This window comes from Caldinitratiruptor microaerophilus (assembly GCF_025999835.1).
Taxonomy (GTDB): domain Bacteria; phylum Bacillota; class Sulfobacillia; order Symbiobacteriales; family ZC4RG38; genus Caldinitratiruptor; species Caldinitratiruptor microaerophilus.
The window spans coordinates 1861929-1875612 of the sequence record NZ_AP025628.1; the positions used below are offsets into that span (position 1 = coordinate 1861929).

At 73.8% G+C, this 13684-nt stretch carries 11 protein-coding genes and 2 pseudogenes; all 13 read right to left on the reverse strand.

What is annotated here, in order from left to right:
- The gene (gene ftsW / locus caldi_RS09065; RefSeq protein ID WP_264841456.1) at positions 1-1101 is read right to left on the reverse strand and encodes a putative lipid II flippase FtsW; all 1101 of its coding nucleotides are present in this window, start codon (positions 1099-1101) and stop codon (positions 1-3) included.
- Between the two features lie 22 nt (positions 1102-1123).
- Entirely contained in the window at positions 1124-2107 is a 984-nt protein-coding gene (mraY, locus tag caldi_RS09070; RefSeq protein WP_264841457.1) for a phospho-N-acetylmuramoyl-pentapeptide-transferase, read from the reverse strand.
- On the reverse strand, positions 2104-3588 hold the full coding sequence (locus caldi_RS09075) for a UDP-N-acetylmuramoyl-tripeptide--D-alanyl-D-alanine ligase (RefSeq protein ID WP_264841458.1): 1485 nt from the start codon (positions 3586-3588) through the stop codon (positions 2104-2106). The genes mraY and caldi_RS09075 overlap by 4 nt, the downstream gene beginning before the upstream one ends.
- Complete coding sequence (locus tag caldi_RS09080) at positions 3585-5075, reverse strand: UDP-N-acetylmuramoyl-L-alanyl-D-glutamate--2,6-diaminopimelate ligase (RefSeq protein ID WP_264841459.1); 1491 nt, start codon at positions 5073-5075, stop codon at positions 3585-3587. Before caldi_RS09080 ends, caldi_RS09075 begins: the two co-directional genes overlap by 4 nt.
- Before the next feature lie 131 nt (positions 5076-5206).
- Positions 5207-7357 carry a penicillin-binding transpeptidase domain-containing protein gene (locus caldi_RS09085; RefSeq protein WP_264841460.1) on the reverse strand — a complete coding sequence of 717 codons (2151 nt, stop codon included), beginning with the start codon at positions 7355-7357 and terminating at the stop codon, positions 5207-5209.
- An 18-nt stretch (positions 7358-7375) separates the two neighbouring features.
- The gene (locus caldi_RS09090) at positions 7376-7927 is read right to left on the reverse strand and encodes a septum formation initiator family protein (protein WP_264841461.1); all 552 of its coding nucleotides are present in this window, start codon (positions 7925-7927) and stop codon (positions 7376-7378) included.
- A 21-nt stretch (positions 7928-7948) separates the two neighbouring features.
- Complete coding sequence (rsmH, locus tag caldi_RS09095; protein ID WP_264841462.1) at positions 7949-8905, reverse strand: 16S rRNA (cytosine(1402)-N(4))-methyltransferase RsmH; 957 nt, start codon at positions 8903-8905, stop codon at positions 7949-7951.
- 27 nt (positions 8906-8932) lie between these two features.
- Positions 8933-9358, reverse strand: a complete 426-nt coding sequence (gene mraZ, locus caldi_RS09100; protein ID WP_264841463.1) for a division/cell wall cluster transcriptional repressor MraZ — start codon at positions 9356-9358, stop codon at positions 8933-8935.
- Between the two features lie 269 nt (positions 9359-9627).
- Positions 9628-10302, reverse strand: coding sequence for a class I SAM-dependent methyltransferase (locus caldi_RS09105; RefSeq protein ID WP_264841464.1), 675 nt, complete (start codon positions 10300-10302; stop codon positions 9628-9630).
- 315 nt (positions 10303-10617) lie between these two features.
- On the reverse strand, positions 10618-11766 hold the full coding sequence (thiO, locus tag caldi_RS09110) for a glycine oxidase ThiO (RefSeq protein ID WP_264841465.1): 1149 nt from the start codon (positions 11764-11766) through the stop codon (positions 10618-10620).
- Positions 11767-11844: 78 nt separating this feature from the next.
- Positions 11845-12654: pseudogene (locus caldi_RS09115) on the reverse strand (HisA/HisF-related TIM barrel protein); the annotation flags it as partial.
- Positions 12655-12840 (reverse strand): annotated as a pseudogene (gene thiS, locus caldi_RS09120) (sulfur carrier protein ThiS); the annotation flags it as partial. It lies immediately after the preceding pseudogene.
- Positions 12841-12929: 89 nt separating this feature from the next.
- Positions 12930-13592: a thiamine phosphate synthase gene (gene thiE / locus caldi_RS09125; protein WP_264841466.1), complete on the reverse strand. Its 663-nt coding sequence runs from the start codon at positions 13590-13592 to the stop codon at positions 12930-12932.
- Between the last annotated feature and the right edge of the window lie 92 nt (positions 13593-13684).

The following is a 13684-nucleotide window of genomic DNA, read 5'->3' on the forward strand; positions in this document are numbered from 1 at the left end:
CTAGCGGACGGTGTATCGCGAAACCCCGAGCAGGATCCCCACCCCGGCGAGCGTCACCACCAGGGCGGATCCCCCGTAGCTGAGGAGGGGCAGGGGGATCCCGGTCGCGGGGATCGACGCGGTCACGACGGCCACGTTGATGATCGCCTGAAGGGTGATCATGCTCGTGACGCCCGTGGCCAGCAGGCAGGAGAACCGGTCCGGGGCCGAGGCGGCGATCCGGAGGCCCCGCCAGGCGAACAGCAGGAACAGCAGGATGACCAGGAGGCTGCCGAGAAACCCCAGCTCCTCGCCGATGATCGCGAAGATGTAGTCCGTGTGGGGTTCCGGCAGGTACCAGTACTTCTGCCGGCTGCGACCGAGGCCGACCCCGAAGAGGTGCCCGGAGCCCAGGGCGTACAGGCCCTGCAGCACCTGCCAGCTCTCCTTCAGGGGGTCGCGCGCGGGGTTGAGCCAGTTGAGGATGCGCGCCCGGCGGTAGTCGGCGCTGAAGGCGTAGTACGTGGCGGCCGCCGCCCCGGCGGCGAGGAGGCTTCCCAGGTGGAGGGGGCGAGCGCCGGCCGCGAAGAGCATGACGTAGACGGTCGCCGCGATCGAGATGGCCGTGCCCAGGTCGGGCTCGAGCATGATGAGGACGAACACGACCCCCAGGATCGCCCCGGGGAGCAAGAGCTCGCGCAGGCTCTGCAGCCGCCCGACGCGCGCCAGGTAGTCGGCCATGAAGACCACGATGGCGAACTTCATGAACTCGGAGGGCTGGAAGGCCAGCGGCCCGACGCCGATCCAGCGCCGCACGTCGCCGCGACCCATGCCCACGCCCGGGATGAGCACCACCACCAGCAGGGCGATGCCCACCAGCAGGACGATCCGGGACCAGCGGGCCCAGTGCCAGTAGTCGACCCGGGCCACCAGCCACATGACCGCCAGGCCGCCGATGGCGAAGAGGCTCTGTCGCTTCAGGTAGTTGAACGGGTCGCCCAGGTCGGCGGCGGCGCGGGCCACGCTGGCGCTGAAGACCATCACGATGCCGAGGAGGAGAAGCGCCCCCACCGCGAGGACGAGGCCGGCGTCCACATCCCGGCGCTGCCTTTCGATGATCAAGCGGCCACCGCCTCCCGCCCCGTCACAGCATGGCTCCCAGCCCGATCCAGGCGAGGGCCACCCCCACCACCGAGGCGAGCCAGAGCCGCCGGACCACCGCCGGCTCGGGCCAGCCCACGAGCTCGAAGTGGTGGTGCAGGGGGCTCATCCGGAGGATACGCTTGCCGGTGAGGCGGAATGAGGCGACCTGCAGGATCACGGAGAGGGTCTCCACGACGTACAGGACGCCGGCCACCGGCAGGAGGAGCTCCGTCCGGGTCAGGACTGCCAGGGCAGCCAGGGCGCCGCCCAGGAACAGGGAGCCGACGTCCCCCATGAACACCCTGGCCGGGTGGCGGTTGTAATAGAGGAAGGCCAGGCTCCCGGCGGCCACGGCGGCCGAGAGGATGGCCAGGCCCCCCTGGCCGCGGAGCAGGGCCACGACGGTGTAGAACCCGAAGACGGCCACGGCGCTCCCGGCGAGCAGGCCGTCGGCCCCGTCGGTCAGGTTCACCGCGTTGCCGGTGCCCACCACCACCAGCACGATCAGGAGGTAGTACCAGTTCCCCAGGGGAAGGGTGGTCCCCGTGAAGGGCACCCGCACGTCCGTGCCGAGGCCCAGGAGGTCCGCGGCCGCCCAGGCAAGGCCGGCGGCCAGCAGCACCTGGCCCACGAGCTTCTCCCGGGCCTTCAGGCCCAGGGGCCGGCGCAGGACCACCTTCAGGTAGTCGTCGGCCAGGCCGATGAGCCCGTGCCCCACCGCCACGGCCAGCGCGATCAGGACAGGGGCCAGGTGGCGCGGCTCCCGGGGCGCCAGGGCAAGGGTGAACAGGACGGCGGGGATCGCGAAGATGAGTCCGCCCATGACCGGGGTCCCGGCCTTCGCCAGGTGGGTCCGGGGCCCCTCCGCCCGCACGACCTGCCCCGCCTTGCGCCGCCGGAGAAGCGGGATGAGGACCTGTCCCGTGAGGAGCGCCAGGAGATAGGTGCCGGCGAGCGCCACCAGGAGGCGGGTGGAGAGGGTCATGCCGCCGACCCCCCCGGCCCGGGCCCCCCGAACAGGAGCCGCAGGCGCTCCACGAACTCCTCCATGCGCATCCCCCTCGAGCCCTTCACCAGCACGGTGTCGCCCGGTTGCACCAGGCCGGCCAGGGCCGCCAGGGCCGCCTGCCGGTCAACGAAGTGGTGCACCTCGGCGAGCCCTGCCTCCCGGGCCCCTTCGGCATATCCCCGGGCGAGCTCGCCCACCGCCACGAGCACGTCGGCGGCGGCCGCCGCCGCCTGCCCCACCTCCCGGTGAGCCGCGGCGGCCAGGGCGCCGAGCTCGAACATGTCGCCCAGGATGGCCGTCCGGCGGCCCTGCCCGGACCGGGCGAGCACCGCCAGGGCGGCCTTCACCGACGCCGGGGATGCGTTGTACGTGTCGTCGAGGATCCGGACGCCACCGGTCTCGACGAGCCGCATGCGGAACTCGCCCGGGTCGACGGTGGAAAGGCCCTCCGCCGCCTCTTCCAGGCTGAGGCCCATCACGAGGCCGGCCGCCAGCGCCGCCAGGGCGTCGAGGGCCACGTGCTCGCCGGGCACGGGGAGGTAGACCTGGGCCTGCCCGGCGTGGGAGCGCACCCGGAGCCGCTGCGCGCCCAACCCGCCGGGCGGGGGCGGCGCGGGTTCCGCCCCCTCCAGGGCGACGAACTCCGTGCCCCGGGCGACCTTGCCGTAGTACACCACCCGTCGCGGGTGGGCCGCGGCCATCGCCGCCACCCGGGGGTCGTCCCCGTTCAGGATGGCCACCCCGTCCGCGGGGAGGGCCTGGACCAGCTCGGCCTTCGCCCGGGCGATGTTCTCGATGGTCCCCAGCAGCTCGAGGTGCACCGGCGCCACGCAGGTGACCACGCCCACCTCCGGGCGGGCAATGCTGGCCAGGTAGGCGATCTGGCCGGGGCCCCGCATGGCCATCTCCAGCACGGCCGCCCCGTGCTCGGGGCCCAGCCCGTTCAGGATCGCCAGCGGCAGCCCCACCTCCGAGTTGAGGTTGCCCGGGTTGCGGAGAGTCCGGTAGCGGCGGGAGAGGACGGCCCACACGAGATCCTTCGTCGTGGTCTTGCCCACGCTGCCCGTCACGGCCGCCACGCGGACCGGGAACTGCTGGCGGTGCCGGGCCGCCGCGGACCCGAGCGCGAGGAGCGGGTCCGGCACGCGGATGAGGGCCATCCCCGGCGGCACCCCAGGCACGTCCCGCGCCACCAGGGCGCAGGCGGCGCCGGCCGCCGCGGCGGCGGGAACGTGGAGATGGCCGTCGGTGCGCGCCCCCGGCAGGGCCACGAAGCAGTCGCCCGGCTGCACCTGGCGGCTGTCATGCCGGAAGCCGGCTACCGGCGCGCCGGGGTCGCCCCGCAGCACCTCGCCTCCGACCCACCCGGCGATCTGCCCCACCGTCCACCGGGGGCTCGCCGGGGCGGGCCCGGGTGCCGCCGGGTCGCCGCCCACGGGCCCTCTCGGGGGGATCACGCCGAACGCCCGGCCAGGCGCGCCTGGATCGCCCGGCGGGCTACCTCCCGGTCGTCGAAGGGGATCCGCCGGTCGCCGACGATCTGGTACGTCTCGTGTCCCTTCCCCGCGATGACGACCACGTCGCCGGGCCGGGCGATCTCCACCGCCCGGGCGATGGCCTCGGTGCGGTCGACCCGCACCTCGTGCCGGTCGCCCGCCGGGGCCACCTCCAGGAAGCCCTGCTCGACCTGGCGGACGATGGACTCCGGATCCTCCGTGCGCGGATTGTCGGAGGTGATCACGGCGTAGTCGGCCAGCCGCGCGGCGATGCGCCCCATGGGGGCCCGCTTGGTGGGGTCGCGGTCCCCGCCCGCCCCGAACACCACGATGACGCGGCCGCGCGCGAACGCGCGCACGGCCCGGAGGACGTTCTCGAGCCCATCCGGCGTGTGGGCGTAGTCCACGAACACGCCGAAGGGCTGGCCGGCACGCACCGCCTCCATGCGGCCGTCGACGCCGCCGGTCGCCTCGAGGGCCCCCTGGATCACGTCGAGCGGGATGCCCTCGACCACGGCGGTGGCCGCGGCGGCGAGGGAGTTGTACACGTTGAAGAGCCCCGTGAACTGCAGGTGCAGGCGGGCGCTCCCGCCCGGCGTCACGAGGGTGTAGGCGGCGCCCTCCGGCTCGATCCGGATGTCCTCGGCCCGGACGTCCGCCCGCTCGCGCACGCCGTAGGTCAGCACCGGCACCCGGCACAGGGAGCGGTAATACGCCGAGGCCGGGTCGTCGGCACCCAGGACGGCCGCCTTCGGGCCGGGCTTGACGCCCTCGCCCAGGCGGCGGAACAGGATCCCCTTGGCCTCCCGGTAGGCGTCCATGTCGCCGTGGAAGTCCAGGTGGTCCTGGGTGAGGTTGGTGAAGACGCCGATGTCGAACTCGAGCTCGTCCGTGCGGTGCAGCGCCAGGGCGTGGGAGGAGACCTCCATCACCGCATGGTGCGCCCCGGCGTCCACCATCCGGGCCAGAAGCGCCTGCAGTTCCGGCGCCTCGGGCGTGGTGTGCACCACCGGCAGCGCCTCGTCCACCACCCAGTTCCGCACGGTGCCGATCAGGCCGGTCGGGTGGCCGGCCGCCTTCAGGATGGCCCGGATCAGGTGCGTGGTGGTGGTCTTGCCGTTCGTCCCCGTCACGCCGATGACCCGCAGGCGGCGGGAGGGGTGCCCGTGGAACCGGGCGGCGATCGCCGCCAGCGCCCGCCGGCTCGACGGCACCTCGAGCACGGCCACCCCCGCGGGCGCCGGGACCGCCCGCTCGACCACCACGAGCGCGGCGCCGCGGGCCGCCGCCTCGCCCACGAAGTCGTGACCGTCGGCCCGCAGACCGCGGATGGCGACGAAGGCCGCCCCCGGCGTCACCTGCCGCGAGTCGGCGGTCACGCCCGTGACCTCCCGTGCGGGGTCGCCCTGCACGAGCCTGCCGAGATCCGCAACGTCCCCTACTTTCACGCGCGCCCCTCCATGTTCCGGTTCCGCGCCGGAGGCACCCGGACGCCCCAACCTATTTTACAGTTCTGCCCTCCGCGCGGTAGGCGCATAACGCGCCCGTCAAAAGGAAAACGGGGCGAGGTGCAAACCCGTTACGTCGACGGACGGGACGCCGGGCCCGGCCCGGGTGCCGAGACCCGCGCGGGACCCGCAGGGGGTTCGAGCCAGATCCGGATTCTCGCCCGGCGGGGCACCGCGCTCCCCGCCGCCGGCTCCTGGCGCACCACGGTGCCGCTGCCCTCGGCGGTCACGTAGAGCTCCATGCCTGCCAGGAGGTCGGCCGCCTCCCGCAGGGTGCGGCCGCGGAGGTCCGGCACCCGGACCTCCCCGTCCCCGGGCGGCGGCAGCTCCGGCTCGGCGCGGGCCCGGAGGACGGTCCCCCGCGTCACGAGGGCGCCGGCCGGAGGGAACTGCCCGGTGACCAGGGCTCCGGAACCTTCCAGCAGGATGCCGAACCCGGCTTCGCCGGCCACCTTGCGGGCTTCTTCCGGTGACAGGTTGACGAGGTTGGGGACGGGGACGGGTGGAGAGGCCTCGGGGCCGCCCGGCGCGCGCTGGGGCGGGATGCTCAGGTAGCGCAGGATGTCGCCGATGATCTGGCTGAACACCGGCGCCGCCACCTGGCCGCCGTAGGTGAGACCCTCCGGCTCGTCGATCATCACGAGCACGGAGACCTGGGGGTCCGGTACCGGCGCGAAGCCGGCGAACGAGGCGATGTAGCGGTCGAGCTTGCGCCCGCCCTCGAACTTCTCGGCCGTGCCGGTCTTCCCGGCCACGTTGTAGCCGGGCACGGCGGCCTGCCGGCCGGTGCCGTTCGTGACGACCTCCACCATGAGGCGCTGCACTTCCCGCGCGGTCTCCGGGGAGAGGATCTGGCGGCTGGCGGGCTGGAAGACCTCCGCAACCTGCCCGTCGGGGGTGCGGAACTCCTTCAGGAGGTGCGGCTGCACCCAGCGGCCGTCATTCGCGATGGCGTTGAGGGCCGCCAGCATCTGGATCGGCGTCACGGTGAGCGTCTGCCCGAAGGCCATGATCGCCAGGTCGAGGTCCGTGGCCCGGGCGAAGGGCGGACGCTGGCCCACGGTCTCCCCCGGCAGGTCGATCCCCGTGCGGCGGGTGAGGTTGAAGGCCTCGAGCCACTTGTAGAACTTCTCCCTGCCGAGCTTTAGGCCGATCGTGGCGAACCCCACGTTGGACGAGGTCCGCATCACGTCGGCCAGGGTGCCGGCGCCGAACCCCCGGAAGTTCCAGTTGCTGATCGTCTCCCCCATCACCGTGATCCGCCCGCTGTCGTAAAAGGGCGTGGAAAGGGTGATCACCCCCTCCTCCAGGGCGGCGGCCGCGGTGACAGGCTTGAAGATCGAGCCCGGGGAGACCGCGTCGGTGACGAGCCACATCCGCCGGGTGGCGGGGTCGGAGGCGGCGAAGTGGTTCGGGTCGTACGCCGGGCGGCTGGCCATGGCCAGGATCCCACCCGTCTTCACGTCCATCACGATGAGGGCCGCCCGCTTGGCGTGGGTCACGTCCACGGTGCGGTCGGCGGCCTCTTCCAGAATGACCTGCAGGGCCTTGTCCAGGGTGAGCACCATGGTGAGACCGGGCTGCGGCGGGTCGATGGATGTCTGCCCGCCCGCGATCTCGAAGCCCCTGGCGTCCACCTCGGTGCGAACCTGTCCGTTCTTGCCCCGCAGGTACTTGTCATAGTAGAGCTCGAGGCCCTCGAGCCCCTGCATGTCGATCCCCGCGAAACCGAGCACGTGCGCGGCGAGCGTCCCCTCGGGGTAGAGCCGTCGGGCCTCCGGCTCGAGGCCGACACCCGTGAGCTCGCCGCGCTCGATCATGCCCCGCACCGCCGCCGCCTCGGCTTCCGTGGGCCGGCGCTTGATGTACTCGTAGAAGGTGTTCTTGCGCAGCCGGGCGAGGATGTCCTCCGGTTTCATGCCGAGGATCGGCGCCAGGCGGGCCGCCACCGCCTCCGGGTTCTTCACCTCACGGGGACGGGCGTAGATGGCCTCGGCCGTCACCGTCTCCGCAAGGGGCCGGCCGAGCCGGTCGACGATCGGGCCGCGGGGCGCCCGGATCCGCATCTCCCAGGCGCGGATCTCCTCGCCCATGCGGGCCAGCTCCTCGCCCCGCACGAACTGCCAGTACGCCAGGCGTCCCGTGAGCGCCGCCATGGCGCCGCTGTAGAGGCACAGGAGGAAGACGATGCGGCGGCGCGCCCGGGCCCCTGGTCCAGGCACCCCAACCCCTCCTCCGCCCTACTGGCCCGAGACGGCTGCACCCGGAGCGCGGGCGACGCGGATGCTGCCGACGATCGCCTTGATCCGGCTCCACAGCCCCCCGGGGGCCGGCGCGGGATCCGGGGCCCGGGCCACCGCCGGGGAGCCGGCGCGCAGGACGCCGGGGTTCACGGCAACGACGCGGAGCTCCTGAGGCTTGACGAGCCCGAGGCGGCGGGCTTCCCGCTCGATCCGCTCCATGCTGCTCAGTTCGCTCACGACCGCGCGCAGGTTCCGGTTCTCCTGCTCCAGGCGGTCCGCCTCCGCGCGGAGGCCGCTGATCCGGGCGGATAGGCGCTGCGACTCGGCCTGGTAGCGTACGTACCAGACCCCCGCCCCCACCGCCGCGCACCACACGAGGGCCGCGGCAACCCACACGGCCACGCCGGGCATGGGCCGGGCCCGGCTCGCGTCCCGGACGTGCGGAGAGGCGCGCTCCGGGAGCTGGGGCGCCCGCACGGCCTCCGGCCCTCGCCCCGCCCAAGGGGCGCCGGACAGCCGCTCGATGCTCAGTTCTCTGGCTACCTGCATGGTATGACCCCCCCGCGCGGTTCAGACGGGCACACCCTCCGGGCCGAGCTTCTCGGCCACTCGGAGGCGGGCGCTGCGCGCCCTGGCGTTGCGACGGATCTCTTCCGGGCCCGGCAGGCGGGGTTGCCTTCCCACCGGCCGCAGCACCGGCTTCTTGCCGCAGATGCAGACCGGCGTCCCGGGCGGGCACTCGCAACCCCGGGCCAGCCGGGCGATGAACTGCTTCACGATGCGGTCCTCCAGGGAGTGAAAGGCGATCGCCACCAGGCGGCCGCCGGGCCGGAGGACCCTCACGGCGGCCTCGAGCGCAGACTCGAGCTCGCCGAGTTCGTCGTTGACGGCGATGCGGAGCGCCTGAAAGGTGCGGCGGGCCGGGTGTTGCGGCTCCCGCCGGGCAGGGGCCGGGATGGCCTCGCGGACCAGTTCGGCCAGCTGGAGGGTCGTCCGGATGGGGCGCCGCTCCCGCTCCGCCACGATCCGGCGGGCGATGCGGGCGGCGAACCGCTCCTCGCCGTACTCCCGGAGGATCCGGGCGAGTTCCTCCTCCGGGAGCCGGGCGACCAGGTCGGCCGCCGTGACGGGGGCGTCCGGGTCCATCCGCATGTCGAGTGGAGCCTCGTGGCGGTAGCTGAAGCCGCGGCCGGGATCGTCCACCTGCGGGCTCGACACCCCCAGGTCGAAGAGCACGCCGTCCACGCCATCCAGACCTGCCTCCGCCACGACCTCGGCCAGGCGGGAGAACCGGGTGCGTACGAGCCGGACCCGATCGGCGTACGGCTGCAGGCGCTCACCGGCGGCCCGGAGGGCGGCGGGGTCGCGGTCGAGGGCTAGAAGCCGTCCGTCGGGACCCAGGCGGCGGGCGATGGCCTCGCTGTGCCCCCCGCCGCCCACGGTGCAGTCGACGTAGCGGCCTCCGGGGCGCACCGCCAGCGCCTCCAGGACCTCGGCCAGGAGGACGGGCTCGTGCTCGAACCCCATGCCACCTCCACTCCCCCGCCGGCGGCCTCAGAAGTCGATGATCTTCTCGGCCAGCTCCTCGTACGACTGGTCCGCCTTCGCCTGGTAGGCTTCCCACTCGCTGCGCGACCAGATCTCGACCCGGCTGGACACCCCGATGATCACCACGTCACGTTCCAGGCGGGCGTAGGAGCGGAGGTTCTCGGGGATGAGCACCCGCCCCTGGGCGTCGACCTCGAGCTCGGCGGCTCCGGAGAAGAAGAACCGCACGAAGGCCCGGGCGTCGGCCCGGGTGAAGGGGAGTTCCCGCAGCCGGGCCTCCAGGGACTGCCACTCTGCCATCGGGAAGACGAAGAGGCAGTTGTCCAGGCCCCGGGTGGCCACGAACCGCTCGCCCAGCTCCTCCCGGAAGCGCGCCGGGATGATCAGGCGTCCCTTCGCGTCGATCGTGTGCTGGTACTCGCCCATGAACATCCCGGCTCACCTCCCGGTCCGGAGAGGCCGAAAAACCCGGGAAGGTCGCCTCCGGCCGGAGCCGGCCCCCCAAGGTGACCGTTCGGGCTGCGTGGGGTTCCCCCACTATCCCCCACTTTCCCCCACTCTGATGCCATCATTCTCCCTCAACCGGCCGACTCCTGCAAGGGCTCTGGCGGTAGAGCAAAAAATTTGCAGCGCCGGATATCTCCGGCGCTGCCTGTTCGGCCCCCTCCGTATTCACCGGCTTGCCCCGGACTGCCGGCCACCTACGGTCCCATCTCGCCAGCCGCGGCCGGGGGCACCTCGGCCGTGACGATCCAGACCCAGTCGTCCACCTGCTCCGCCCGGCAGCGGCAGCCCAGGCGCTCGAAGGTGCCGGTCAGGACCTCGACCGAGGTGTAGTACTCGCTGTCCAGCTCTTCCACGAGGTCCAGCCGTCCCCGGGCCAGGAGCAGTTCCCGGAACTCCTCCCGGGCCCGCCAGCTGGCGAAGGCGATGTCCCCGATCACCACCCGGCCCCCCGGACGCACCACCCGGAGGAGTTCCCGGGCCGCGAGGGCCTTGGTCGGGTCGTCGAGGTGGTGCAGCGCGTAGGTGGAGACTGCCGCGGCCGCCACACCGTCCGGCAGCGGGATGTGCAGGAAGTGGCCGTCGAGAACCGGCACCCCCCGGAGCTTGCGGCGCGCCTCCCGCCGCATGCCCGCCGAAGGGTCCACCGCCACCACCCGGTAGCCGACCCGCTGAAGCTCCAGGCTCAGGTTCCCCGTGCCGGCGCCCACGTCGACGACCAGCGCCCGGGGCCGCGCCCGTACCGCTCGCACCACCCGGGCCAGCACCTCGCGGTAGTTCTCGAACCCGTCCGCCCCGCCGAACACCGTCTGGTCGTACGTCGGCGCCCACCCGTCGAACAGGGCCATGAAGTCGGCGTGAGTGTATCGCATCGGCGGCCTCCTCCCGGTGCGACCAGGGATGGGGGATGTAATTCCGTAAATCCGATCAGAATCACTGGCTTAGGTCGCATTGTAGTCTCCCCCGGTCACGCTGTCAATGGGCTCCGGGCCGTGCGGGCTCCGGACCCTGCGTGCTCCTGGCCCTGCGGCCGGCCGCGCTCCGGGCCCTACGGCCGGCCGGGCCTTCGGCTGCACCGCTGCGAGGCCGCCGCGGCACACTCCGGCCACTCGCGCAGCGGGGTGTGCGGGTCGCGCAGTCCCGCACACCCCGGTAGAGGTTCTGTAGGAACGGCGGCATCCCCCGGCCTAACCGAACCGGTCCGGGGAGAAGGGCGTGAGGTCGATCTCCGGCCTGCGCCCCGCGCACAGGGCAGCCACCAGTCGACCGGTGAGGGGCCCCAGGAGGATCCCGTTGCGGAAGTGGCCGGTCGCCAGCACGAGCCCGGGACGGCCCTCCGGCCGGCCGATCACGGGGAGACCGTCCGGGGTGCCGGGGCGCAGCCCCACACGCCAGCCGATCACAGCGGCGGCTTCCAGGGCGGGCACGATGCGGCGCACCACGCCGGCGAGGTGGGCCAGGCCCGCGGCGGTCGGCTCGGCACGCCACTCGCCGGGCTCCACGGTGGCCCCGACCAGGACCCGCCCGTCCCGCCGGGGCACGAGGTACGAGTGGTCGCTGTACACGGGGGTCCCCCGGCTGCGCCAGTCACCGCCGGCCCGGTCCGGCTCCGGATCGAGCACGAGGATCTGGCCCCGCACCGGCAACACCGGCACGTGCAGGTCCAGGAGCGCCGCCAGAGAGCCGCTCCAGGCGCCCGCCGCCAGCACGACCTCCCCGGCGGCCCGGTCCCCGGCATCGGTCCGGACCCCGGTGACCCGGGCGCCGTCCCGGAGGAACCCCGTCACCTGCACGCCGTTCAGCACCTCCACCCCGCGCCGGCGGCAGGCCGCCGCCAGGGCGAATGCGGCGTGCTCGGGCACCAGGAAGGCGTCCCGCTCCGCATAGAGGCCACCCAGGCAACGCTGGACGCCGGGTACGTAGGCCTCGACCTGCGCGGGCTCCCACCACGCCGCAGCGGCCCCGGCCTCGTTCTGCCACCGCACGGCGTCCCGGAGCCGCGCCGCTTCCCCGTCGGGGTCGCCGGCAGGCTCCGGCCCGGCCGGCGCCAGGGCCAGGATGCCGCCGCGCACGAGGCCGATGTCGACGCCTGTCTCCGCGAGGAGGTCGGCGGCCAGGCTCCCGTACAGGTCACGCGCTCTCAGGGCCATGTCGAACAGGGGCCCGGGGCCCGACGGCTCGAGCTGCGCAGCGAGCATCCCGGCGCTCGCCCCGGTGGCGCCGGCGCCTGGGCGCTGCCGTTCCACCAGCGTGACCCGGGCCCCTTCGCCGGCGAGGTAGTACGCGGCGCTGAGCCCCACGATCCCGCCCCCGACCACCACCACGTCAGCGGCCATTCACTCCACCTCCTCCGGGCGGCGCACCGGCGCCGGGTGGGCCGGACCCGCCGCCGCGCCCGCCCCGGCGAGGGGCACGCCGGCGGTCGGGCTGGAGGGGGACGCTCCCTCCAGACGGGGTATCCGCCCCGCCAGGAAGCCCTGCCGGCCAGCGATCACGGCCCAGCGCATGGCCTCGGCCATGAGGGCGGGCACGCGGGCCTTGGCGATGGCGGTGTTGATGAGAACCGCGGCCGCCCCCAGCTCCATCGCGTGGGCCGCGTCCGTGGGGCTGCCGATGCCGGCGTCGACGACCACCGGCACCTTCACCCGCTCGATCACCCGCCGGAGGGAGGTCCAGTCCACGAGCCCCTGCCCGGAGCCGATGAGCGAGGCCAGCGGCATGACGGCCGCCGCACCCGCCTCCTCGAGCCGGAGGCACGTGACGAGGTCGGCGGTGGTGTACGGGAGGACCACGAAACCTTCGTTGACGAGGATGCGGGTCGCCTCCAGGGTGCCGCTGAGATCCGGCAGCAGGGTCTCCCGATCGCCGATGACCTCCAGCTTGATCCAGTTCGTGCCGGTGGCCTCACGGGCGAGGCGCGCCATCTTGACGGCGTCCTCCACCGTGTAGGCGCCGGCCGTGTTGGGCAGGAGGTGGTAACGGCTCAGATCCAGGTGGGCCAGGATGTCCCCGCCGCGCGGGTCGGAGAAGTCCATGTAGCGGATGGCGACCGTCACCATCTCGGTACCGCTCCGCTCCAGCGCGGCCTGCATGGTGGCGGCGTCCGGATACTTGCCGGTGCCCACGAAGAGGCGCGAGCGAAACGTGCGCCCGGCGATCACCAGCGGGTCGCCGGCAGGGTCGTAGGGGTCCCGGCCTTCCCAAGGGCCCTGCCCCCCGCCGATCGCACGCACGATCTCCACGTGCTCTCCCTCCCGCACCACGACGCTCGCCCAGCGGTCCCGGGTGACGACCTCGTCCCCGACCGCCACGGCGACCCGGCCGCTCTCGTGCCCCAGGCGTGCCAGGAGCTCCTCCACCGTGAGCGGGCCGGGGACCTCGATCTCCTTCCGGTTGACGACGATCCGCATGCGCTCTCCCCCTCCTCCTCCTGTCGGAACTGCCCACGATCGAAGCGCCGGCCCGGGGCCGGACCGGCCGCGCCCGCCCCGGGGCTCGGTCACGGCCGCCTGCCAGGGGGCGGGAAGGGCACCCGGGGCCGTGCCGGAGACCCCTCGAGGGCCTCCCGCAGGGCGACCGCTGCCGCCCGCGGGTCGGCGGCGCCGAGCACGCCGGAGATCACCGCCACCCCGGCCACGCCGGTGGCTGCCACCTCCCGGGCGTTCTCCGCCGTGATCCCGCCGATGGCCAGGACGGGCACGGAGACCGACTCCACGACCCGGGCGAGTTCGTCGAGCCCCCGGGGAAGGCCACCGGGATGCGACCGGGTCGGGAAGACGCTGCCGAAGGTCACGTAGTCGGCCCCCACCTGAGCCGCCTGCACCGCTTCCTCCAGCGAGTGGACGGACACGCCGACAAGGGTCCCGGGGGGGACCAGGCGGCGGGCGACCTCGGGCGGCAGGCTGCGCCGTGCCAGGTGCACCCCGGCGGCCCCCACCGCCACGGCGACGTCGACCCGGTCGTTGACGAGGAGGCCGGCCCCGGCCTCATCGGCGAGCTCCTGCACCCGCCGCGCCAGGTCGTAGAGGTCGGCCGCCGGAGCCGCCTTGTCCCGCACCTGGACCCAGTCCACGCCCCCGGCGAGCGCTTCCCGGACGGCGCCCAGAAGGTCGGCCGCCGCCCCCCGGTCCGTGATGAGGTGAAACGCGAAACGCCCCGCCACGCCTCACTCCTCCCTGGTGCACGGTCGGGGTGTGCGGGCGGGGAACAGGAAAGCCGCCGCTGCCACGGCGGGCAGGCGGCGGCAGACCAGTC